At 27.1% G+C, this 23,285-nt stretch carries 21 protein-coding genes, 3 tRNA genes and 1 other RNA gene; 21 read left to right on the forward strand and 4 right to left on the reverse strand.

Annotated features, from left to right (window positions below; all coding sequences use genetic code 11):
* Positions 1 to 192: 192 nt before the first annotated feature.
* The 12 genes from CHTY_RS01795 to CHTY_RS01850 all read left to right on the forward strand — a co-directional run bounded on the left by CHTY_RS01795 (position 193) and on the right by CHTY_RS01850 (position 14,083).
* On the forward strand, positions 193 to 756 hold the full coding sequence (locus CHTY_RS01795; RefSeq protein WP_203552219.1) for a hypothetical protein: 564 nt from the start codon (positions 193 to 195) through the stop codon (positions 754 to 756).
* 11 nt (positions 757 to 767) lie between these two features.
* Positions 768 to 956 carry a hypothetical protein gene (locus CHTY_RS01800; RefSeq protein ID WP_203552220.1) on the forward strand — a complete coding sequence of 63 codons (189 nt, stop codon included), beginning with the start codon at positions 768 to 770 and terminating at the stop codon, positions 954 to 956.
* A 34-nt stretch (positions 957 to 990) separates the two neighbouring features.
* Complete coding sequence (locus CHTY_RS01805; protein ID WP_203552221.1) at positions 991 to 1,134, forward strand: hypothetical protein; 144 nt, start codon at positions 991 to 993, stop codon at positions 1,132 to 1,134.
* Positions 1,135 to 1,194: 60 nt separating this feature from the next.
* On the forward strand, positions 1,195 to 2,838 hold the full coding sequence (locus tag CHTY_RS01810) for a hypothetical protein (protein ID WP_203552222.1): 1,644 nt from the start codon (positions 1,195 to 1,197) through the stop codon (positions 2,836 to 2,838).
* Between the two features lie 28 nt (positions 2,839 to 2,866).
* On the forward strand, positions 2,867 to 3,070 hold the full coding sequence (locus CHTY_RS01815) for a hypothetical protein (RefSeq protein ID WP_203552223.1): 204 nt from the start codon (positions 2,867 to 2,869) through the stop codon (positions 3,068 to 3,070).
* Between the two features lie 535 nt (positions 3,071 to 3,605).
* Positions 3,606 to 4,781, forward strand: coding sequence for an IS3 family transposase (locus CHTY_RS01820; protein ID WP_210634604.1), 1,176 nt, complete (start codon positions 3,606 to 3,608; stop codon positions 4,779 to 4,781).
* 743 nt (positions 4,782 to 5,524) lie between these two features.
* Entirely contained in the window at positions 5,525 to 6,583 is a 1,059-nt protein-coding gene (gene ftsY, locus CHTY_RS01825; protein ID WP_203552225.1) for a signal recognition particle-docking protein FtsY, read from the forward strand.
* A 188-nt stretch (positions 6,584 to 6,771) separates the two neighbouring features.
* Positions 6,772 to 8,142: a signal recognition particle protein gene (ffh, locus tag CHTY_RS01830; RefSeq protein ID WP_203552226.1), complete on the forward strand. Its 1,371-nt coding sequence runs from the start codon at positions 6,772 to 6,774 to the stop codon at positions 8,140 to 8,142.
* Between the two features lie 256 nt (positions 8,143 to 8,398).
* The gene (locus tag CHTY_RS01835) at positions 8,399 to 10,780 is read left to right on the forward strand and encodes a 5'-3' exonuclease H3TH domain-containing protein (protein WP_203552227.1); all 2,382 of its coding nucleotides are present in this window, start codon (positions 8,399 to 8,401) and stop codon (positions 10,778 to 10,780) included.
* A 113-nt stretch (positions 10,781 to 10,893) separates the two neighbouring features.
* Positions 10,894 to 11,715, forward strand: coding sequence for a DNA-formamidopyrimidine glycosylase (mutM, locus tag CHTY_RS01840; protein ID WP_203552259.1), 822 nt, complete (start codon positions 10,894 to 10,896; stop codon positions 11,713 to 11,715).
* Positions 11,716 to 11,859: 144 nt separating this feature from the next.
* Positions 11,860 to 13,047, forward strand: a complete 1,188-nt coding sequence (locus tag CHTY_RS01845; protein ID WP_203552228.1) for a replication initiation and membrane attachment family protein — start codon at positions 11,860 to 11,862, stop codon at positions 13,045 to 13,047.
* Between the two features lie 223 nt (positions 13,048 to 13,270).
* Positions 13,271 to 14,083: an ATP-binding protein gene (locus CHTY_RS01850; RefSeq protein WP_203552229.1), complete on the forward strand. Its 813-nt coding sequence runs from the start codon at positions 13,271 to 13,273 to the stop codon at positions 14,081 to 14,083.
* A 68-nt stretch (positions 14,084 to 14,151) separates the two neighbouring features.
* Here CHTY_RS01850 and ssrA read toward each other — a convergent pair.
* Together ssrA and CHTY_RS01860 are read right to left on the reverse strand one after the other, a co-directional pair.
* Positions 14,152 to 14,580, reverse strand: a transfer-messenger RNA (tmRNA) gene (gene ssrA, locus CHTY_RS01855).
* Between the two features lie 158 nt (positions 14,581 to 14,738).
* The gene (locus CHTY_RS01860; RefSeq protein ID WP_203552230.1) at positions 14,739 to 14,963 is read right to left on the reverse strand and encodes a cold-shock protein; all 225 of its coding nucleotides are present in this window, start codon (positions 14,961 to 14,963) and stop codon (positions 14,739 to 14,741) included.
* 217 nt (positions 14,964 to 15,180) lie between these two features.
* On the opposite strand from CHTY_RS01860, the gene CHTY_RS01865 reads away from it, so the two are divergent.
* Together CHTY_RS01865 and CHTY_RS01870 are read left to right on the forward strand one after the other, a co-directional pair.
* Positions 15,181 to 15,254 (forward strand) — tRNA-Thr (locus CHTY_RS01865).
* A 21-nt stretch (positions 15,255 to 15,275) separates the two neighbouring features.
* Positions 15,276 to 15,350: transfer RNA gene (locus tag CHTY_RS01870), tRNA-Gly, on the forward strand.
* Positions 15,351 to 15,557: 207 nt separating this feature from the next.
* Here CHTY_RS01870 and CHTY_RS01875 read toward each other — a convergent pair.
* Positions 15,558 to 15,643: transfer RNA gene (locus tag CHTY_RS01875), tRNA-Leu, on the reverse strand.
* Between the two features lie 57 nt (positions 15,644 to 15,700).
* Entirely contained in the window at positions 15,701 to 17,419 is a 1,719-nt protein-coding gene (locus CHTY_RS01880; RefSeq protein ID WP_203552231.1) for a DAK2 domain-containing protein, read from the reverse strand.
* Positions 17,420 to 18,049: 630 nt separating this feature from the next.
* Between CHTY_RS01880 and rpmB the strand changes: the two genes are divergently transcribed.
* The 7 genes from rpmB (at position 18,050) to rnhC (ending at position 23,278) form a co-directional block, all read left to right on the forward strand.
* Positions 18,050 to 18,238 (forward strand): 50S ribosomal protein L28, encoded by a 189-nt coding sequence (gene rpmB, locus CHTY_RS01885; RefSeq protein WP_203552232.1) that lies wholly within the window; start codon positions 18,050 to 18,052, stop codon positions 18,236 to 18,238.
* A 93-nt stretch (positions 18,239 to 18,331) separates the two neighbouring features.
* Positions 18,332 to 18,550: a 50S ribosomal protein L31 gene (gene rpmE, locus CHTY_RS01890; protein ID WP_203552233.1), complete on the forward strand. Its 219-nt coding sequence runs from the start codon at positions 18,332 to 18,334 to the stop codon at positions 18,548 to 18,550.
* A 102-nt stretch (positions 18,551 to 18,652) separates the two neighbouring features.
* On the forward strand, positions 18,653 to 19,252 hold the full coding sequence (locus tag CHTY_RS01895) for a thymidine kinase (protein ID WP_203552234.1): 600 nt from the start codon (positions 18,653 to 18,655) through the stop codon (positions 19,250 to 19,252).
* A gap of 42 nt (positions 19,253 to 19,294) precedes the next feature.
* Positions 19,295 to 19,774, forward strand: a complete 480-nt coding sequence (locus CHTY_RS01900) for a nucleoside deaminase (RefSeq protein WP_203552235.1) — start codon at positions 19,295 to 19,297, stop codon at positions 19,772 to 19,774.
* A 251-nt stretch (positions 19,775 to 20,025) separates the two neighbouring features.
* Positions 20,026 to 21,261 carry a tRNA nucleotidyltransferase/poly(A) polymerase-related protein gene (locus CHTY_RS01905; protein ID WP_203552236.1) on the forward strand — a complete coding sequence of 412 codons (1,236 nt, stop codon included), beginning with the start codon at positions 20,026 to 20,028 and terminating at the stop codon, positions 21,259 to 21,261.
* A gap of 51 nt (positions 21,262 to 21,312) precedes the next feature.
* Entirely contained in the window at positions 21,313 to 22,272 is a 960-nt protein-coding gene (locus tag CHTY_RS01910) for an HD domain-containing protein (RefSeq protein WP_203552237.1), read from the forward strand.
* Between the two features lie 61 nt (positions 22,273 to 22,333).
* On the forward strand, positions 22,334 to 23,278 hold the full coding sequence (gene rnhC / locus CHTY_RS01915; RefSeq protein ID WP_203552238.1) for a ribonuclease HIII: 945 nt from the start codon (positions 22,334 to 22,336) through the stop codon (positions 23,276 to 23,278).
* Positions 23,279 to 23,285 lie beyond the last annotated feature (7 nt).

Genomic DNA, 23,285 nt, shown 5'->3' on the forward strand with positions numbered 1-23,285 from the left:
ATGTTTTCTTTGATCCTCAATTAAAATGTAAAAAAACAAGTAAAATACTCAGATATCAAGATTATATGAGCATAAAACTTGTTTTTTTTTTTTTTNGGTGTATAATTTTAAATAATAGTTACTTTGTAATTTTTTATAAATAGTTATTGGAAGTAAAGAATAAAATAATCAAAATAGAAAAGGAATAAAAATATGTCAATATTTCAACAATCTCCATCTTCTCCTCCTCAAAACCCCAATTTTCCTCCAAATTTGAATTCTCGAATGTCCAAAAAGAAAAAAATTATCATTTCTTCGGTGGCGGCTGTTTTTTTAATTGTAGTTTCAATTGTTGGCTGGTTTACTTACAAATATTTTAAGCCGTCAATGCCAAAAATTCCAAAAGAGATAAAGGAGAAGTTAGAAGAATCAGAAATTACAGATAAAGAATTGCAATATTATTCTAAAATATCAAAGAAATTATCAAAGGTTAATAAAAGAATAGAATCTGAAACGAAAAACATGAACTCTGAGGACGATATGAATGATTTTTTAAAAATAAGAGAACTGAAGTGCATTATCATGGAGGACGAGTTTTTTCCGTCCAAGAACGTGGTCAGGATGGCAAAAAAACTGAAATACGTTATCAATATCATGGTGAAGTTTTTTGTGTCAAAGAATACGCCCAAGATGGCACACGGGTTAAAAATATCATTTTCCGACAAGGGGGCGAAGTTGAAATATTTAGGGAGTTCATATTTGGGGAGTTCGAACTAACAGGAGAGAAAATGTTTGTTTATAATTTTGATGGGAGTATAAAAAGTTTAAAGACTTATGATTTAAAGGGGTGCTTAAGGGGAAGTATAGGGACTTTGCTTGAAGATAAAAGTTCAAATTTTACTTCACAACAAATCTCGGATGCTGAAAACCTTAGACAATATGCTCTAAAATTGTATGCTAAATATAATAAAAAATAATTTATATGTTAAATATATATAAAAGGATAAAAAAATGGAAAGTAAACATGAAATAGGTACTGATGTTTTCTTAATACTTGCTGTAATATTGGCAGTTTTTCTATTCTTTTGGAAAAAAACAACCAAAGAGATAGAAACTAAACCAAAAGAACCAGGAATTATGTACCAAGTGAACTAAAAAATGCTTATATTGAGTTTTTCAAGAAAAAATAGAAAGGTGAAAAAAAAATAAAATATTGTGAGAACATTTACTTTTAAAGGTAAACATTATAAGATTATTCCGTTTTTAATAACAGTTGCTAGTTTGATAATGTGTGTTTTATGGATAGCAAGTGCTGCTTATAAATATCATGTAGAAACCGAGGAACGTCGTTTATTAATGCAAACTGATATTCAAAATGAGGCAACTAAGCTTAATAGTTCAATCCGTGAAGAAATTAAACAATTAAAACAAACTAATAGTCAATTAACCTCGGAAAATGAATCATTAAAGTTTGAATGTTATTGTGAAATTAAAGAAAATCAAACAAAAGAGTACTATACAAAAATTACTAAGGAATTAATAAAAGAAGAAAACTTAGAAGGAGAAACTAAGTTTTATAAAATAAAACAACCAAACTTTAAAGTTTATCAAAAGATGGGAGCAACTCTTAAAGAATTAAAAGATGTGGGTTATACTCTTAAAGAATTTAAAGATGCAGGATATACTGTAAAAGAACTAGCGGATGTAAGATATACGGATAGGGATTTTAAAGCTGTTGGATACACGCTTGATGAATTAAGGGGTTTGAGATATACAGCTGAAGGCTTAAAAAATGCAGGATATACAGCTAAGGATTTCAAAGCTGCTGGATATACAATTAATGAATTAAAACTTAGTGGTGGAAACGTAATTTATTCAACACAAGAACTAAAAAATGGTGGATATACAGTGCAAGACCAAAAAGCTGCTGGATATACAGTTAAGAATTTAAAAAGTTTTGGATATACAGCGCAAGAACTGAAAGTTGGTGGGTGTACAGCGAAAGAACTTAAAGAAGCAGGAAATACTGCAAAAGAACTTAAAGAAGTAGGATATACTGTAAAAGAACTAATAGCTGCAGGCTGTACTGCAAAAGAACTAAAAGATGTTGGATATACACTTAAAGGAATAAAAGATGCAGGCTGTACTCTTCAAGAAATAAAAGCTGCAGGATTTACAGCACAAGAACTTGAATTTGAACTAGAACGTTTCGACAAAGCAGGTTTTGATATAAAAGAGCTGAAAGCTGTGGGTTATACTGCAAAAGAACTAAAAGATACGAATTTAGGCAGTAGTGCAAGATATCTCAAATATATAGGTTTTTCTTTTCAAGAACTAAAAGATGCAGGCTTTACTCTTCAAGAACTAAAAGAAATGGGTTATACTTACCAAGAAGCAAAACAAGCGGGTTATTCGGAAGACCAACTTGCTTTGGTTTTTGAAGAGAAGAAGGCTAATGCTTATGCTGCAAAAGATTTAAAAGTTGTGTATTCTCTTAAAGATTTAAGAGAGGGGGGGTATACTGCAAAAGAAATGAAAGATGCGGGCTGTACTTTTGAAACCCTAAAAGATATAGGTTATAGTTTAAGAGATCTAAGAGTTTCAAAGTTTACTGCAAAAGAGCTAAAAGATGCAGGATTTACAGCACAAGAACTAGGAGTTGCGGGTTATGTTGCGAACGAACTAAGCGATGCAGGATTTACAGCACAAGAACTAAAAACTGCAGGATTTACGGCTGAAAGGTTAAAAAAAGTAGGATATAAAGCACGAAGCTTAAAAAGAATAGGTTTTACTCTTCAAGAACTAAGAGATGCAGGTTTTACTCTTCAAGAACTAAGAGATGCAGGTTTTGATGTATAAATATATATAAAAGGATAAAAAAAATAAAATGATAGAATTAACTTTTATTCATAAAATGTTGTTATTGCATTTAGTAGTATTATTAATGAATGCAATTGGTGCTATAAAGTTTTATATTAAATATTATGATAAAAGCAAATCAATTTTAAGTTTTTTTATTTCAATGCTTTTAGGGATTATAGTTAGTCATGGTTCTATCTTTATGGCTTTTTATTTAACAATTAATAAATAGGAGGAAAAAATGGAAAGTAAACATGAAATAGGTACTGATGTTTTCTTAATACTTGCTGTAATATTGGCAGTTTTTCTATTCTTTTGGAAAAAAAACAACCAAAGAGATAGAGGCTAAACCAAAAGAACCAGGAATTATGTGTTTTTGAACTATTGTAGAAAATATTGGTTAGTTTTTTTGTTATTGTTTAAAAAATAAAGTTAATAGTTTTTATGGAAATGGTCGTTTTTTTGGTAGAAAGTTTAAAATTAATTGTATGTTTTTTTTATCATTCACTTCATTAGATATTTAGTTGGAGCCCAATGTTTTGGTCTAGGTGCGACAAAGATTACATCAAAAAGATTTTTTAAAAACTAAATTACAACCAAAAGGAATTATGGCTAAAAAACAATCAATGGCAGCAATTTAAAAAAAATTAATGAGTTAGAAAATCAAAAACAAATTTTGGTAAATAAATTAAAAAACCATCTTAAATAATTAAAAAAACCATTTTTTCAAGAAAGAGGACCAAATATTGATACAAAAGAAAAAGATCGTGAGACCAAAACATAATCAAACATATAGTGAAAAAGTAAAATGGGAAGCAATCTTAGCATGGAAAAGGGGAAGCGATGCGGAAGAGATTGCCAAACAATTAAACATTACCAATCATCACAATATTTATTATTGGTTTAACCTTAGTAAAAAAAATGATTTTAAAGGATTTAATGATAAAAGAAAAGTCAAAGGGATTAAAAGAAAGGTAATTAATTTTAATGATCCCAAAATAAAACAAATTATTAAGGACTATCATGATAACAAAAATAAAGATGTATTATTTAATGCTATTAAAAAATTAAAAGCTAAAATAAACATTACTCAATTGATGCAATATTTACAACTTGCAAGAAGTACTTTTTATTATCAGAAGAAAGAAAACACAACCCCGGAACAAGACCACGATTTAATTACTAATATCAAATTAATTTCTGATAAGTTTAGTTATGCCAATAAAAGAGATGATAAATTTTATACCTTTGGTTGGCGTGCTGTTGTAAGAGAATTGGAATTAAAAAATATTTTCAAAACCTCATATCAAGTTCAAAAAATTATGAAAGATCATAATTTATTTTGTAAGACAAAACAAAACACATCCCATTTAACGAAAAAGAAACGACAACAACAAGAAAAGAGAGAAAACTTATTACGAGGAAATGTAAAAACAACGAAAGAGGGGCAAATATATTGTACTGGCATAACCGCTGTACCATATGGACGGTGGAATAGTCTATTTTATTTATCTACGATCATGGATTTACATAGCAAAAAAATTGTTAGTTATAATTTAGGGAGCAAACAAAACAAAGAATTTGTTTTAAAGACTTTAAATGGAGTAAAAAAGGTAGAGGATGGTTGCTTTTTACATTCTGATAGAGGTACACAATATCAAACTAACCAATACAGAGAGGCTTTAAAAGTTAAAAACATCAAACAAAGCTTCTCACGACCACGAACTCCAATGGACAATCCATATATTGCAAATTTTTTTAGTCAATTTAAATTAAATACAATCCATTTAGAACATAAAGAAGATTTAACCCAGTTAGGAATAATTAAAATAACTGATAATTTTATTAAACAGTACAACGATAAACGTGATAGAATTATCCAAAGTGGTTATACTTGTCCGTTTAGTAATAAAAAAAAGAAAAAAGGTTTTAAAAATATATAAAAGAGAGTTAAAAAAAGCAGTTTTAAAAAAAAATATGAACTATATATGGGGTTAAAAATGTGAAAAATTGTAAAAACAAAGTAAAAACATTTAAAAACTGTTAAAAAATCATAAAATCATAAAATCATAAAATCATAAAAATAAATTAATATTCAATTCACCTTCTTTTAAAAAAGAGGGTGTTTAGTGTTGTTTTTTTATATATAAAATAAATTATTTAAAAGAAATGCATTTTTTTATTTTTTTGTATTGACAAACAACATAATTTATTGTACCGTATATTTATACGTTAGTATAATAATGATTTCTAGATATGATATATTATATAATAAATAAAATTAATTATTATATATATTTAATATAATGTCTAAGACAGTTATATATATAATAATTTCTTTTTCTTGTTTTCTTTTTCTTTTAAAAAAATTGTTTTTTATGTTGACTTTTGTTTATGCTATGTTATACTATAAGTAATTGATAGTTACAAAAAAATAATTTTGTAATTAGCAATTAATTTTTGATAATAAAATACAGCAAAAGTTTAGCTTATAAGTTAAATCGAAAATTAATTGTATGTAAAATCGCGCTTTTCATTCTTTTCATTTTTTTAAGTTATAATAAAGACGTAGAGTTTTTTCATGAGTATATATATACTTTTGGTTTGGTATCTATTTTTCAATATCCCCTTTAATATCATTTTGGCGATTAAATAGATAAAATAAAGATAAAAGGGAGATTTTAAGATGTTTAAATGGTTGAAAAAAAAATTTTTTCCAAATAAAGATAAATATAAATATCAATTAGGTCTCCAAAGTACAAAAAATAATTTCGCTAATTTTCAAACACTTTTAAAAGAAACTAAAAATATTGAAGAATCTTTGTTACAATCTTTAGAAAATATTTTGATTCAAAGTGATTTTGGTGTTAAAACTACTCTTTTTTTGATGCAATCTATTAAAGATTATTTGAAAAAAACAAATATTAAAGATGCTTTGAAATTGCCATCAATTATTTTAGAACAAATGCTTCATTTATACGAAAATTGTGCAATATCTGATTCATTATTTGCCAAAAGTGTTAATAGTCGTGGTGTTGCCACCGATAAACTAGCTTCAAATTGCGATCTTGATAACACTTTAGAACCAAAAATGGCAAATCCCGCATTTCCTCAAGTATATTTATTTATAGGAGTTAATGGGGTTGGGAAAACCACAACTATTGGCAAAATAGCTATTAAGTTGAAAAAAGAAGGCAAAAAAGTACTTTTGATTGCGGGAGATACTTTTCGCGCAGGGGCAACTGCTCAACTTCAAATTTGGGGAAAACGTGCTTCAAGTGAAGTTTTTGCGAAACATGGTGTCGTTAGTCCTTCAAATGTTACTTTTGAAGGGTTACAATTGGCTAAAAACGAAAAATATGATGTAGTTTTGTGTGATACTGCTGGTCGATTACAAAATAAAACGAATTTAATGCAAGAGCTTGCTAAAATTCGTAGGGTTGTTTTAAAACATTTGCCTTTAGAAAATTTGCAGTCTTTATTAGTTTTAGATGCTACTACAGGGCAAAATGCTCTTAATCAAGTGGCTTTGTTTAATGAAGCAGTTCCCTTGACAGGGGCTATTTTGACTAAATTAGATGGCACTTCTAAAGGAGGAATGGTTTTTTCAATTAAATATTTATATAATTTGCCCATTAAATATATTGGATTAGGAGAAAAACCCGAAGACCTTATTGATTTTGAGATTCAAAATTATCTTTTTCATTTATTTGAAAATTTTTTCCCTAAATCATATTTGCTTTAGGGTTGAAAATAATGATTTTACGAAAAAAACTAACATTTATTTGAAAATTTTGGTCGTCTTTTTCAGTTGCACCTCATAATAAAGCACAAGCGCAATCAACAATTAAAAATATTAATTATAATTTGATTTTGCCATTTTAAATTTAAACGGAAATGATTAAAAACTCACAAGGAGGTCGAACATTTTAAATGAGTATATTAGGAGATGGATTACAAAAAATCATTAATAAAATTAGTGGTAAAAAAATAATTGAACCTCAAGATATTGAAATCATTATGAAAGATATTCGTTTGTCTTTAATAGAGGCAGATGTGCATTTGAAAGTTGTTGATAAATTTCATGATATTATTTATCAAAAAAGTTTAAAACAAGAAGTTTTAAAAGGTTTAAAACCGAAAGAACAAATTATTAAAATCATTAATGAAACTTTAACGAAAATTTTAGGAGCCACTCGTGTTGATTTATCATTAATGCCTGAACCTCACTTAACTACTATGATGTTAATTGGATTACAAGGTAGTGGAAAAACAACTACAGCAGGAAAGTTGGCTCTTTGGTTAAGAAAAAAAAATCATAAAAAAGTTTTATTAATTGCTTGTGATATTTATCGTCCAGGAGCCATAGAACAACTAAAAACCATTGGGAAACAAATTAATATCGATGTTTTTTCAAAAGAAGATTCTGCTAATCCTTCTGTGAGTGAAATTGTTGAAGAAGGTTTGCGATATGCCAAAAATCAAAGGTATGATGCTGCTATTATTGATACTGCAGGGCGTTTAACTATAGATGAGAGAATGATGCAAGAGTTACAACAAATCAAATCCCAATGCCAACCTTCTGAAGTTTTATTAATCATAGATGCTCTTTCAGGACAACAATCAGCTGAAAATGCGCAATCTTTTCATCAACAAGTGGGTGCTACAGGGGTCATTTTAACGAAGATGGACGCTGATATCAAAGGAGGAGCCGCTTTATCTGTAAGAACTATGACACAACTCCCTTTAAAATTTACTTCATCTTCTGAAACTATTGATTTTTTAGAGCAGTTTAATCCTGATAGAATGGCTTCTAGAATTTTGGGTATGGGAGATATTTTGACCTTAATTGAAACAGTTACAGACAAAATTGACCCTGATCAAGGTAAAAAAATGGTAGATAGATTTTTTGAGGATAGTTATAATTATTATGATTTTCAAAAACAATTAAAAACTTTAAAAAAAATGGGTTCTTTTAGTAAAATTTTAAATTTTATTCCTGGATTAGGGGGCAAAATGAAGCATTTTTCGTCAAGTCTTAATGATGAAGGGTTAAAAAAATTTGAAGTTTTAATTCAAAGTATGACTTTGGCAGAAAAGAAAAATCCACAATTAATTGCTTCAAGTAGTCGAAGAAGATTAAGAATTGCTTCAGGTTCTGGTAATAAGTTAAGTGATGTTAGTCAGTTAATTAATGTTTTGGAACAACAAAAAAAAATGGCTAAACAAATGAAAAAATTTGATGATGAAGATGTGTCAAAATTACAAAATGACCCTTTATCTTTTTTTAATAATTTACAATAATTGTGAAAAAATTGATATTTTTAAAAAAGACGTTTATAGGTATCAATAATTTTAATTTAATAATAACTTTCTTGTGTCGAGAAAAAATATTATTTCACCAAAATAAAAATAAATTTAAACAAGGTATTTTAAGAAAGTTTTTGAAACTTTCTTTTTTTTATGTTAACTTCAACCTTGAATTATTAAGACATTAATTTTTTGGCTTGGTTGCGCCACACAAAATACTTAATGAATGATGGCAATAGGAGAAATAAATATGAAACATTTAGTTTTAGTTGATGGCAATTCGTTAATGTTTAGAGCCTATCATGCAACGGCTAATAATGGTAAAAAAATGTTACAAAATAAAAAAGGCGTTTATACTAATGCTCTTTTAGCCTTTATTAAAATGTTTGAAAAAATTTTGCAAGAAACTAAAGGTTATATATTAGTAGCTTTTGACACTCATAAACCTACCAAAAGACATCAAATATATGATGATTATAAAAAAGGAAGACCTCCTACGCCTTTAGAATTAATTAGTCAAATTCCTTTAATTAAACAATATTTAACTTTAATTGGAGTTAAGCATCATTTTCAAGATGAATATGAAGCTGATGATATTATTGGCACTTTAGCCAAATCAGCTAGTCTTAATAACATCAAAGTCTTGATTTATTCAAGTGATCAGGATTTATTGCAATTAGTAGATTCACAAATTACTGTTTGTTTAATTAAAAAAGGATTAAGAGAGATTAAATATTACCGACCACAAACTTTATTAGAAGAATATGGACTGAAAGAAGGTCAAATGATTGATTATAAAAGTTTAGTAGGAGATGCTTCTGATAATATTAAAGGAGTGGCGGGAATCGGCCCTAAAACAGCGCAAAAACTACTTCAAACTTATAATAATTTAGATAATTTAATCAAATGTTTAGAACAAATTAAACCTGCTTTAAAAACTAAAATTAATAATAGTATGGCTGTTTTAAATATTAGTAAACAACTAACAACCATTGATACTTTGGTCCCCTTACCCTTTACATATTTAGAAACTCAAATGCAACAAGCGTCTTACAATCAACTTAAAAACTTTTATGAAGAAATGGATTTTCGAAGATTAGCTATTACTAAATATGTTCGTTTTGAACAAGAAGATCCGATGATGCCCCCCTCATCTGCAATCAATTCAAATTCTTATCATAATCAAAATGATTTTGGGTATGAAATCATTAAGGATGATGCTAGTTTAAATAATCTGATGGCACGCATTACCCCTTCACAAAGCTGGTCTTGCTATTTTGATTTTGATACCATCACAACCAACAATCTAACTTCTCCAAGTTCGCTTTTAGGAATTGGCTTTTCTGATGGCATTAATAATTTTTATTTAGAACCCAATATAGCTTTAAACAATCATCTTTTTCTTACTTATTTAAAGGATGAACATCATTTAAAACATATTTTTAACTATCATAAAGTACAGTTGTTTTTATTTTTTCAACAACAACAAATTGCTGGTGTTATTTTTGATTTATTATCAGCTATTTATCTACTTTCTTCCTTGGAAAAACTGGATTTTATTAATGTGGTTGCTCAAATAGATAACTTAAATAATACTAATTATTGTAAGCAATTATTAAATAAAGTTGCTCAATTAGAAGAAAGCGTGTCTTTAAAAGCTTTTGTTATAGCAAAAACTAAAGAAAATGTTTATCATCAATTAAAATTACAAAATCAATTGTTTTTATTTCAAGAAATAGAGCTCCCTTTATCTAATCTTTTAGCTAATTTAGAATATCAAACTATTTTAAAACAAGCGATTCCTCAAAAGATGGCAACTCATGTAAAAAAGTCATTTGCATCTAAATCCACACCCAGACAAAATGATTTATTCGAATCTTTTTTGTTTCAACAGTGTTATTATATATCAGGTACACGTTTTATCAATGATTTAGTGCAAAAAAATACTTCATATCTTTTCCTAATGCCTCATATACTATTAAAAACATTAGCTACTTTAGGTAATATTCAAAAGATTAAAGCTTTTTTTCAAAATGTTGATCTTCAAGGGTCAAATCAGGATAAATTACGTTTTTTTGGCATCAATGAAACTTCAATCCCTAATAATAATTCAGATTTGATGCATCACACAAGCAATCAAACTAATCATGATAATTGCGATATCACTTTTCATTTATCTCAAGAGTTAAATATTGCTGAAACAGAATCCCAAATGTTGGTGAATCAATATTTACATGTTGATAGCGAAATATGGGCATATGTTAAGTGTTTATTGGAACAAATTAATCAAAATAAATATTTAGAAACACTATTAAAAAGAAAAGTTTTTTTCAAACTTCCCTTTTCCCCCACAACAAAAGATCATGGTTTATCAATATTATATTTTTTTTTGCAGGAAAACATGTTAGATGTTCATAAAATAGTTATATTGCAATCATTTCGTTATTTAACTAAAAATAATGGTAGTTTGGGTGATACAAAAGTAAATTATTTAAATTTTTCTGATGACCCCCCAATTACTTATTCTTTTTTGCTTAAATATTGTCAAAATAATATGCCATTAGTTTCTCAATATTATAACTATTTTTTAGATATTAAATTACATTTAAACCATAATTTAAAAAAAAGTTAACATTTTTAATAATTTTATTGGTTGCGCTTTTGTTTTTTTGATATTGTTTTTAATTTTAAACAAATGTTATCTAATAAATATTGAAAAACAAGGAAAACAAGGAATTAATGATTATGCCAGAATTGCCTGAAGTGGAAGTTATTGTGCGTATTTTAAAAAATAAGTTGCAAGGTAAAAAAATTATTGCAACTAAAGTATTTTATGAACCTATTGTTAAAAATAAGGATACATTTAAGCAAATCGAAGGACAAATTATTTTAGATATCCAAAGAAAAGGGAAATTCTTATTATTTTTTTTAACACAAGAATTGATTTTAATTGGTCATTTGAGAATGGAAGGGAAATTATTTATACAACCTATTCAAACTCAACATGACAAACACGAACACTTTGCTTTAATCTTAAATGACAACACTTCCTTAAGATATTATGATTTTCGTAAATTTGGAAGGTTTGAAGTTTGTCATCAAAATAATTTTTTAACTCAGACCACTCTCCATCAACTAGCTTTAGATCCTTTTGAAATTGATATACATACTTTTTATCAAAGAATTTTAAAAACCAAGAGTGTTTTAAAAAAAGTTTTGCTAAATCAAAAAATAATTTCTGGATTAGGCAATATTTATGTCAATGAAATCTTATTTTTAGCCAAATTACATCCTGAATTTAAAGCTAATTCTTTAACTTTAAAACAAACTAAAAATATCTTAATAATTGCTCAAAGAGTTTTAAGAAAAGCTATTAAATTAGGGGGGACCACTATTAGCACTTTTGAAGCTCAACAAGGGTCACAAGGATATTTTCAAAATTGCCTTTTAGTTCATGGTAAAAAAGATCAGCTTTGTAGTCGTTGTGATACTAAAATTATGAAAATTAAAGTTGGCGGTAGAGGAACTTATCTTTGTCCTTTGTGTCAAAAAAATTCACTTCATTAATTTTTGAATTTTTAAAATTAAAATTTTTAAAACAACAATTTATTATGAAATCTATCGAATTGCTAATGTCAATTTATTCAATATTTATTACAAGAATTAGATATCTAATTCCATGTATTTATTAATTTTTTAAAAGAGGTAGTTATGTCTAGTCGTTTGCATTTGTTTCAAATTCAAAATCAAATCTTTTTAACATTAGAAGAACAAAGAGCTTTAAATTTGCTTTATCAACCGTTAATAGGGCCTCAAGCTTTAGGTATTTATAATATTTTATTATCTTTAAAAAATCATTATGAATATCAACATCAGTTTTTATTTGATCTTGGAAACATTTCGGAAAATGTTTTTTATGAAGCGCAAACAAAACTGGAAGCATTACGTTTGCTATCTACTTATCAAAGTCAAGATGCTGGTGCTAATCAAAATAAAAAATCCAAAATTTATTTTTTAATCGCTCCTTATAAATTTCAAGATTTCTTACAAGATCCGCTTTTAAGTGATTTTTTATTAAGCGAAATTGGTGAAAAACATTATTTTAAATTACAAAATCATTTTTTACCCGAAAATGGCAATTTAGAAGGTTTTAAAGATATAAGTAAAAATTTTACTGATGTTTATCAATTTCAAAAAATTAATTTTAATCAATCTTTGTTAAATAAAAATGAAAATATGAGCAATTCTCCAAAAATGGTGTTAAAAACTAATTTTGATTATGAACTTTTTTTGAAACACCTTCCTGAACGATTTAAAAAACCTTTTTTAATTGAATGGAAAACAATTGATTTTATTCAAAAATTAAGTTTAGTGTATAATTTAACTCCTAAAAAAATGGCTGATATGTATCAAAAAACTTTTCTTAATGCAAATGACATTGATTTATTAAAATTACGTTTGAATGTGAAAAAAAACAACCATCAAAGTAATTCTGATCAAAAAATTGTGTCTTCTCGTAAAATAGGAAATGATGACCAAGAAATGATTTCTTTTTTAAAAAAAGCGAATTCAACACAAAGAATTATTAAAGATTATTGTCAAAAAAACATTCAATCTATGGCAAGTGATACAGTTTTTCAATTATTGGAAAGAAATGATTTAGAATTAGGATTGGTTAACGCTTTATTAATTTATATTTTAAGGTATCGCGAAGGGATTTTACCTTCTGTGGTTTATTTAGAAAAAACATTGCAATCATGGGCTTATAAAGGAATTATAGATACAGAAACAGCCTATGATTTTTTGGTTGAAAATAAAGTACAAAATCAATCTGATCTTAAAAAATCATCTAATAAACCTAAGTGGATAGATAATATGAAAAAAAATTGGCAATCATGATTTGGTAAATTTTTGTTGTGATATTGTTACAACTTATAAAAATAAAATATAAGAATTAATGTAGTAACGGTTAAAAGTAGGTTTTGTGTTGCGTGTTGTGTTATGTTGTGACCGGGATATTTGTTTGAAGAAAAACAATTCATTGAATTAAGATAATATGATTAAATTTTATCTGATTTAAAAATGGATACAAGCAATATCAATTTAAAAGGAGTGATAAATAATGAATTTAGAAGACATCAAAAAACAAATAAGAAAAATGATTGCTCAAGATGAAAATAATAAAAATTTAAATATCGCTGATGAAGATTTATTAACTTATTATTATTATTTACAAAATAATCAAAAAGCTAATGAATATGGGTATCGTCAAGAATTAAAAACAACTCCTTTTACAAGAGTTGTTTGGGTTCCTACCGAAAAATCTAAAAAAATGCAATTTCAAGAATATTGGCAAAGCCAAAACGCTTTATTTGAAGGTGAATGTAATTTAGATCAATATTCGTTTAATAAATTAATAGTTGATAATGAAAATAAAAAAAAAGTATCACAAGCTATGCAAAAAATTATTAAAAATTTTGTAACTGCTGAAAAAGGTTTTTATCTTTATGGTTTTTTTAAAATTGGAAAAACTTTTTTTTTAAAAGTGTTGGCTAATGAATTGTTAAAAAAACAAATTCCTGTTATGTTTCTTTTTATGCCTAATTTAACTCGTAAATTTAAGAGTTTTTTTCATAATAATTCATTAGAAACTAGGTTTCAACAATTAAAAAAAGTTGATTGTTTAATTTTAGATGATTTAGGAGCAGAAAATATGAATTCTTGGTTTCGCGATGAAATATTGTTGCCTCTTTTACATTATCGATCCGAAAACAAACTACCTATTTTTATTAGTAGTAATTATAATTTTTTGCAATTAGAAAAACATTTATCCAATAATATAGCGGATAGTAATTATATTAAAGTTGCTAAAATTATTACTCAAATTAACGAGTTAACCCGATTTTATGATTTTTCCAAAAAAGAAACTTCTTAATTTGCATTTGTATTAAAAAAATTCTTTTTAGGAAAAACAATCGAGTTTTTATATTTTTAGAAATTTTTTGGTGGAGATGATGGGAGTCGAACCCATGTACAAAATCATTTTCATTTATATATTCTACATATTTAGTCTATTTTAAATATTTGATAATTTATTGCGAAATAGACAAAAATATAAACTACGAGTCTTTGTTAATTTTGCAACAAAAAGCCAAAGACAAACCATTTGAGCAAGCTTACTTTTGTTATTCTAACTTAAACCTTAAGCTAATTTAAGTTTAGGTTTTGCTTTATTTAATTAATAACAAGCAAGAGTTGAAGAATAATTGCTGTAAGAAGCAGGAACATAACTATATACGTTTTGTTCTGTGCTTGAATCTACACCAATTGTGTTTGTATTTTTTCCGGTTATTTTAACCTCGACGTTTTTACTTGCGTAACCAAGATATGCTATATAAATTTTAATGACTTTGGCAAATCCAAAACATCCCCATACTTTTATTTTAACTAATTTTAAGTGGGAAATCAATAAAAAAGTTATATAAGTTAAATTTGAAGCGATAAAAGCCATGTTTTTTTAGTATATTTGATATAATTTGACATAACAAAAAAAGGATTCAAATCCTTTTTTTGTGAGTGTGTTATTATATTTATTCGTTGATAACGACAACATCTACTGCTTGAATGCCTTGTTTGCCTTCTTTAACGTTAAATTCAACTTTATCGCCTTCGTTTAATACTTTGCGTCCATAAATTTCTGTTTGAATAGAACTATAGTGCACAAAAATATCTTTTTCATCAGATGAACAAATAAAACCATAACCTTTATCTTTGGAAAACCATCTGCATGTTCCTTGTTGTTTTGTTTCTTGCATTATTACTAATACTCCTTTTTGAAAATATTTCGGTTTTACAACCTAATATCTATTATAACTTATTTATTTTCTGAGTCAATCTTTTTTGCTTACTTTTTTTCTTATTGTGTTTATTTTTATGAAGATATCGTAAATATCATAAATAATATTATTTTTTTATGAAAAAAAAGATAATTTGAGATAATGATCAAAATTATGTTATAATAAGAAATGTTAAGCCCTTATAGTTTAATGGCAGAACGTAGCAATGGTAATGCTGAAATACAAGTTCAATTCTTGTTAAGGGCACCAAAAACAGTAGCTACTTTAAATGTGGGTGTTGTATAGTGGTTATTACACGTGCTTGCCAAGCATGAGACGGGAGTTCGATTCTCCTCACCCGCTCCAAATAAAAAATTAATAATATTATATTAATTTATAAACATATGAGATTTTTTTGTTAAACCATTTGTTTTGTTCTATTGTGTTTTTAAATGATTAGTTAATATAATGTTATTAAATATATAAATAAGAGCAATCTTTTGCATAACAAAAGATTGCTCTTATTTATATAAGTGTTAAGTTTATTAAATTAAAAGTTGTTGAAATTAAAAATGGTGCGGATAATGAGATTTGAACTCATACGAGAAATATCTCACATGTCCCTCAAACATGCACGTCTACCATTCCGTCATACCCGCAAAAAAGATAAAGATGATGTTTGTATGATCATCTTTATTTAAAGTTTAAAGATATATTTATTCTAAAGATACAAGATAAGGATCGCTATCATGATCATTTTCGATAGTTTCTACTTCTATAAAATCATATGTTTGGTTTAAATATTTTTTTATTTTTTCTAATTCTTGAGGATCAGTGATGGCGGTATTATAAAAAATAGTTAAAAAAGTATGATCAGGTGTAATCATTTTTTGTAAAAGTTCGCTAATAGCTTCGTATTTATTTGGGTTTGTTGATATAACTTTATTTTCATAAATAGATACATAATCTTTTTCATTGATATTTGTGATCTGATTTTGATTATTTATTTGGGTTTGTTTGTGCATATTGCCAGCTGCAATAATTTTACCAGTTTTCATGTTTTTAAGAGTAGCTTTAATATTTTGATAATTTTGATCCCAAGTCAATGATTGATCAAAAGCTAAAAGAACGCTGTGAGTTTGAGCAATATTTTTAGTTGGTAAAATAATGATTTGTTGTTGTTCTTTTGAGGTCTTGATTTGGTCTTGGGTTAAAGTAGCCAAGATGTCATCGCTATTAGGGAATACAACGATATATGGTGCTTTGTTTTGGTTAACTAAATTAACTAAAGTTGTTTTGGAAAAGTCTTGTTGTTTAATAATTTGGTTTACTTGAAATTCTTCTAATAGTTGTTTTGTTTTGGAATTTTTGACAAAGGCAATCAAATAGTATTTATTTTCTTGTTGTTCTTGCGTTAAGATGCCATTTTTTGATTCTGAAGGGGTGGTTTGATTTAATATATTGCTTTTTTCATGAAGGACTTGATGATGCTGTTCTTTCATGTTATCGATTTTGCTAGTTTGTAAATCGCCATATTCTAAAAGTTTTTCTAAAATATTTCCTGGCTTATTGGTGTGAATATGAATTTTTAAAACTTCGTGATCTTGTACCAAAACTAAAGAATCACCTTTTTTTAAAAAAAAACTTTTTAATTGCTCCATATCTATTTGATCGCTATTTTTTAATTTAAATATATATTCTGTGCAATAGGTATATTTAATATCCATTTGTCCTAAGTGTTTAATGTGGTGAGCAGTTTCATGTTTACTGGAAGTATGATCTTGCATTTCTATGTTTTTGCCTTCTTGCAAAAAGCGTAAAACCCCTTTTAAAATTTCCACAAAGCCAGCACCACCACTGTCAACAACTCCAGCTTGTTTTAAAACAGGTAATAAATCAGTTGTTTGAGTTAATGTATTTTGAGCATTTGCTAAAAAATTAGCGATTACGTCGGTAATAGTTTGAAATTGGTTGGCGTGTTTGACTGTTTCTTTGGTTGCTTCGCGAAAGACGGTTAAAATAGTTCCTTCGGTAGGTTTAATAATAGCTTGATAAGCTTTTTGATAACCATTTTCAAGTGATTGCACAAACTCTGCTAAATTAATGGTTTTTTTTTGTAAGTGAATAAAAGTAGCTGCCATTCCTGCAAAAAACTGCGATAAAATAACTCCTGAATTACCCTTAGCTCCCATTAATAAAGCTTTGGATAAGGTTTGTGAAACTTCTACTATGGAATCAGTTGTTAAATTTTGAATTGCTTTTACTCCCGACATCATAGTAATTTTCATGTTGGTTCCTGTATCTCTATCTGGAACCGGGAAAACGTTTAAATTATCAATTTGATGGTAATTGTTTTGTAAATTGATAGCTCCATTGATAATCATGTTTTTAAATAATTGACCATCGATGTTTTTAATCATTTCTTTTTGTTTCATAGTTTTAGTCTTTCTTTGAAATTTTTTAATAATTAGTTTTTTTAATTTTTTCTTTTTTAATTATTTCAAATCAAGTTGATATAATATGTTATTGCTATTCTTTCATTATTGACGATTTTAAAAGATTTCTTTATTTGCATTTGCTTTCATTTGCGCTATTGATGTTTATACCAACAAATAAGCCACTAATAAATGATCATAATAAAAACCTCTTTTTAATTATAACATATTTTAATTTGGCACTGTTACAACAAAAAAATAAAAGTAAGATATGTGAGATGCGGGATGCAATCTTTAAGTTGTGTGGTTGTTTATTTTGGGATAGGCGAGATATTTATCATTAATTAATTTTTATTTTAGGAATGGCTGTTTTATTTGGTTATCTTTTAAATATCAAATTTTTAAAATTGTGTGTTTGAAAAAAATATTAACAACATCAGCAATAACAAAGGCATTAAATAAAATTATTAAAAATGTAAAAAAGCATATACAAAAAAAGCATAAATAAAAAAAGCATAAATAAAAAAGTACAAAACAAAAAATATATTTTTATCCATAGATTTATTATTTATGTTATAATTAGAGTATATGTAAAATAAATATGTAAATATTAACAAAGGAGATAAACAAATGAGTAAATGTTATATTACTGGTAAAACTACTCTTTTTGGTAATCGTCGTAGCCATGCCATGAATGCTACCAAAAGAATTTGGAAATCTAATTTACAAAATGTTCGTATTATTGATGAAAAAGGAAAGGTCCAAAAAGTAAAAATTTCCGCTCGTGCTTTAAAAAAACTCAAATTACAAAGAGCTTGATGACATTTCTTGCTTTTTTTCTAAAACAATATTATATCATTTTATATATATTTTTAAATTATAATTAAAAAAACAAGGAGCATTTGTAACCATATGAAAGCTAAGATTCATCCTCAATTTCAAAAAGTTGAAATTTCTTGCGCCACTTGTCAACAAAAACACCTTATTGGGACAACGGTTGCAAGTATTAAAATAGAAACTTGTTCTAATTGTCATCCTTTTTACACCGGAGCTCAAACTTTTGTGGTAGCAGCAGGTCCAATTGATAAATTCAATAAACGTTACGGCGTAAAATCTAAAAAAAGTAAATAATACCGATACTGATGAGGATTCTAGTCGACATAATTAATTAAATGACCTGAAAATTTATCTTAATTTAGTTACTTTTCAAATTTATAAAGGAATTAAAATATAATGACTCAAGAAAAACAAGGGTTTATTGAAGTTATTTGCGGCCCAATGTTTGCAGGAAAAACAGAAACACTTATAAAACGTAGTCAACGTGCTCAACAACTTAATCAAAATATTTTATCCTTTAAACCTCGTATAGATAATCGTTATTCTGTTAAAGAAGAAATAGTATCTCATAACTTTAATACTATTCCTGCTATTTTAATTGATAAAAGTAGCGAAATTCTTCATTTTATTAATGCAAAAACTGATGTAGTTATCGTCGATGAAGCTCAATTTTTAGATAATGATATTGTGGTTATTGCCGATTATTTAGCTAATCGTAATATTCAAGTTATTATATCAGGTTTAGATTTAGATTTCAGAAGAAAACCTTTTGGACCTATCCCTTATTTATTAGCTTTGGCTGAAAAGGTTACTAAATTGACAGCAGTTTGTGCTATTAGTGGTAAACCAGCTACTAAAACTCAAAGATTAATTGATGGCCAACCAGCTAAAAGTAGTGATCCTATTATCTTGGTAGGGGCCAGAGAATCCCATGAGCCTCGTGCTCGTCAATATCATAGTTTATTGGATGTAGATAAAACCATTATCGCTTTATAAAAAACAAAAAAGCTTAAAAAATTGGATGTGTTTTGATTCTTTATGGAAAACCAAAGCAAAAATATTTTCTTTATGAAAGCTGCTTTGCAAGAGGCCCGCAAGGCTTATTTAAAAGAAGAGGTTCCTGTAGGAGCGGTAGTAGTTTTAAATGATAAAATTATTGCTCGTGCTCATAATAATCGTCATCAAAAAAACTTTTTTTTTGGTCACGCTGAATTTTTAGCCCTTATTAAAGCTAATAAAAAATTAAAGACTCGTCGTTTAAATGACATTTCAGTTTATGTTACTTTAGAACCTTGCTTAATGTGCATTGGCGCTTTAATCCAAGCAGGAGTTAAAAAGTTATATTATGGAGCTAGTGATTTTAAAACAAACTCTATGGAAAACATGTGTTCTTCTTTAAGTATTTTTTCTTCTTATAAAGTTATTGCTAAATCAGGTTTTTTGGCTCAAGAAAGCTCAGATCTTTTAAAACACTTTTTTCAAAAATTAAGACAAAAAGATGGTTTTCAAAAAACATAAAAATTATTTACAATTATTATTTAGATCATCATTTGATGGTCTTTTTGTTTTTTCTCCTTTTTCCATTTGCTTTGCTTGCGCCGTTTACATTTTACAATCGTTTTTGTCTTTAATGATAATAGTTTGATAAACACTTTAAATGAAAAAAATCAAAAAAGGAAATCATCTTTTCAAAGTCACTCCTCTCTTCTCTCCCTCTCCTCCTCTCATTCATCCCCTTCCTATCTTTTAAAAGAAAGATAAATTAAAATATGCTACAATTAAATCAATGTGCAAAAATTAAAATAGCTCAAACTATTATCAAAAAATTAAAAAACCAAGGATTTGAAGCTTTTATGGTTGGCGGTGTGGTCAGAGATTATTTATTAAATGCTCCTATTAATTTTGATATCGATCTTACCACCAATGCCCTACCATATCAAATCATTCAGCTTTTCCCACAACAAAAACCAATTGTATCTTATGGTAGTATGAAACTTGTAATAGGAAGTAACACCTTTGAAATTACTACTTATCGCAAAGAAGGTGAATATCGCGACCATCGTCATCCTGAAAAACTGGTTTTTATCAAAAATATTCAGGAAGACCTTTTAAGACGCGATTTCACTGTTAATGCTTTACTTATGGATGAATACGGACAAATTTTTGATTTTGCATCAGGTAGAACAGATTTAGAACAAAAAATTTTACGCACTGTCAAAGATCCCTTTATTAGTTTTCAAGAAGACGCTTTAAGAATTATGAGAGCTTTTTATTTCCAGGCTAAATTAGGTTTTCGCATAGAAACCAACACTCAACAAGCCTTGTTTCAACAATCTTATTTACTGACTAAGATCTCTTATCAAAGAATTTATGAATATTTACAAAAAATAATAATTTATCCTTATTGGCACATTAGTTTTCAAAATATGATGCAAACAAAATCTCATTTCTTTTGTAACTCCTTAACTGCTATAATTGCTCTTTTTGCATCTTTAAATTCTCGTACCCTCAAAGAACTTCAAATAGAAACTAGTTTGCCAGAAAGTATTTTTTGGAGCATAGCTTTAACTTTTAATTCAAATATTTTTACTATTTACTCTATTCCAAAAGCTAAAAAAAAGCAATTTCAATTGTTACTCCATTTAAAAGACCAAATAACCTCAAAATGCGAGTTAACTTTTAATTTATTTCAATATGGTCTTGCAAATTGTTTATTAGCTGCTAAAATCAATTATCTTTTAAATTCTTATTCTTGCCCGCTGACCCATTCTTTTTTGATATATATGCAAGAGCTTCAAACTATTTATAAACATCTCCCTTTAAAAAAAATTACTGATTTAAACATTTGCTTGAAAGAAGTTTTTGAACAAATTCCTAATAATTCCTTTATATTGTTAAAAAATTTAAAAAAAGAATTAATTGGTAAAGTTTTAAACCAACAATTACCTAATCAAAAAGACGCACTTATGTGTTTTATCACAAATTATATTAAAAAAATAAGTTAATATGATTTGTTTTAAGAAGTTTTTAAAATTAAAAAAAGAGAAAACGACATTATGAATACAAACCCAAATATTATTGCACCAATTAAAGAACCAGGAAAAATTAATTATTTTATAGGAAAAGTAACTAGTGTAAATCAAGGTTATCATTTCGCCAATATTAATCTTCAATTAACTAATAAAAGCGATGTTAATATTAAATTAAATAAAGACATTCTTTCCCCTAAACCTATTTTAGGACAGATATATTGCTTTGAAACTGTTTGCCTAGTGAAAAATACAGAATTAATTTTTATGCATCAAAAATTTACTTTAGCACAAGATAGTTTGGATATGCAAACTTTATACGAAGTGTTTCAAAGTTTTTATGAATGTGCTCCTATTTCTTTTGCGGTTGTTGCAACTGATTTAGAAAAATACCTTGATAAAATTAAAAATCATATTTTAAAAACAGTCACTACTAATTTATATTTACGTTATAAAAATAAATTTTTAATTTCTAAAGCAGCTTTGAAAATTCACCATAATTATTATGGTGGTTTAGGGTATCATACTTTAACTATGTTAAAAATGGCAGAACCGATTTTAAACATATATCCTTTTTTAAATAGTGATTTACTTTATGCAGGCATTATTTTGCACGATATGGCCAAAATTCAAGAAATAGATTTTAACAAAAAAGAATATACTAAAGAAGGAAAATTATTAGGACATTTAGTGATGATTGCTTGTGATGTGGAAGTAGAAGCTAATTTGTTAGGCTATCAAACAAAAGAAGAAATTTTGCTTTTAAAACATATGCTAATTGCTCATCATGGACTTTTAGAATATGGTTCTGCGAAAAAACCTCAAATAGGAGAAGTTCTTTTGTTGTGGTATTTAGATAATATTGATTGTAAATTAACATCCTTGAGTGAAATGTTACAAAAAACAGATTCACAAACATTTACAGAATCTATTCCTGTTTTAGAAAAAAGGAATTTTTATAAACCTTTGTTATCTGATGATAACTGATGATATTTAGTTATTTTGATTTGATTTTGTTGTTTTATAAATAAAAGGAAATTATCAATATATGTCAAATTATGTTTTAAAATTAGATACATCGCAATTCTTGAAAATAAAAAAATTTTATCATAAACAATTGCAAGCGACTTCTAATAAGGATGTAGCATTTGTCGTTTGTGATATTGATGATAAAATAACTGTGTATCGCAATCATACTTTGCTTGTACAAGGCAATAAAGCTTTGGTTAAAATGAATTTTTTGAAAAAATTATTACAAATCCCTCTTCAAGAAACAAATAATTCTCACAATTTAAATGATGTTTTTCCCAAAAAAACTCAAGATTATCATTTATCTAAAAATTACTATTTGGAATCTATTGGTTCTGATGAAGTCGGAACAGGAGATGTTTTTGGTCCTGTTGTTGTTTGTTGTGTCTATCTTTCTCCCCAAAACATTATTTTTTTAAAAAAAGTAGATCTTATTTTGGAATCTAAGAAGCTCTCAGATCAAAAAATTCTTCAAATGGCGCCTTTGATGGTTAAAAATTTGTTATTTTCGGTGGAAACGATGATGCCTGAGGATTATAATAAAGTTATTCATAAATATAATCTTAATAAAATAAAAGCTTTGTTGCATAATCAAGCTATTCAAAAAACTGTAGCGAAAGTGCCTCATCAAGTAGTTGTTATTTTAGATCAATTTTGCAAGCCTCAAAATTATTTTCAATATTTAAAAGATGAAACAACAGTTTATCAAACAATTCATTTTGAAACCAAAGCTGATAGTTATTATTTAAGTGTTGCTGCTGCATCTATTATTGCTCGTTATTTTTTTTTGATGGCTATTGATAAAATAGGGGAATTGGTTGCTACTTCCTTAAAATTAGGAGCCACTAAGGCAGTTGATCAACAAATTGCTTTGATTGTTAAACGATATGGCTATGATATTTTAAAAAAAATTGCTAAATGTAATTTTAAAAATATTACTCATAAAATTCATCAATATTTATAATTAATTA

The organism is Candidatus Phytoplasma meliae (assembly GCF_016876135.2).

Coding starts and splice junctions, on each gene's coding strand:
- CHTY_RS01795 (WP_203552219.1), top strand. CDS start 193: ATGTCAATATTTCAACAATCTCCATCTTCTCCTCCTCAAAACCCCAAT.
- CHTY_RS01800 (WP_203552220.1), top strand. CDS start 768: ATGTTTGTTTATAATTTTGATGGGAGTATAAAAAGTTTAAAGACTTAT.
- CHTY_RS01805 (WP_203552221.1), top strand. CDS start 991: ATGGAAAGTAAACATGAAATAGGTACTGATGTTTTCTTAATACTTGCT.
- CHTY_RS01815 (WP_203552223.1), top strand. CDS start 2,867: ATGATAGAATTAACTTTTATTCATAAAATGTTGTTATTGCATTTAGTA.
- ftsY (WP_203552225.1), top strand. CDS start 5,525: ATGTTTAAATGGTTGAAAAAAAAATTTTTTCCAAATAAAGATAAATAT.
- ffh (WP_203552226.1), top strand. CDS start 6,772: ATGAGTATATTAGGAGATGGATTACAAAAAATCATTAATAAAATTAGT.
- CHTY_RS01835 (WP_203552227.1), top strand. CDS start 8,399: ATGAAACATTTAGTTTTAGTTGATGGCAATTCGTTAATGTTTAGAGCC.
- mutM (WP_203552259.1), top strand. CDS start 10,894: ATGCCAGAATTGCCTGAAGTGGAAGTTATTGTGCGTATTTTAAAAAAT.
- CHTY_RS01845 (WP_203552228.1), top strand. CDS start 11,860: ATGTCTAGTCGTTTGCATTTGTTTCAAATTCAAAATCAAATCTTTTTA.
- CHTY_RS01850 (WP_203552229.1), top strand. CDS start 13,271: ATGAATTTAGAAGACATCAAAAAACAAATAAGAAAAATGATTGCTCAA.
- CHTY_RS01860 (WP_203552230.1), bottom strand. CDS start 14,963: ATGCAAGAAACAAAACAACAAGGAACATGCAGATGGTTTTCCAAAGAT.
- CHTY_RS01880 (WP_203552231.1), bottom strand. CDS start 17,419: ATGAAACAAAAAGAAATGATTAAAAACATCGATGGTCAATTATTTAAA.
- rpmB (WP_203552232.1), top strand. CDS start 18,050: ATGAGTAAATGTTATATTACTGGTAAAACTACTCTTTTTGGTAATCGT.
- rpmE (WP_203552233.1), top strand. CDS start 18,332: ATGAAAGCTAAGATTCATCCTCAATTTCAAAAAGTTGAAATTTCTTGC.
- CHTY_RS01895 (WP_203552234.1), top strand. CDS start 18,653: ATGACTCAAGAAAAACAAGGGTTTATTGAAGTTATTTGCGGCCCAATG.
- CHTY_RS01900 (WP_203552235.1), top strand. CDS start 19,295: ATGGAAAACCAAAGCAAAAATATTTTCTTTATGAAAGCTGCTTTGCAA.
- CHTY_RS01905 (WP_203552236.1), top strand. CDS start 20,026: ATGCTACAATTAAATCAATGTGCAAAAATTAAAATAGCTCAAACTATT.
- CHTY_RS01910 (WP_203552237.1), top strand. CDS start 21,313: ATGAATACAAACCCAAATATTATTGCACCAATTAAAGAACCAGGAAAA.
- rnhC (WP_203552238.1), top strand. CDS start 22,334: ATGTCAAATTATGTTTTAAAATTAGATACATCGCAATTCTTGAAAATA.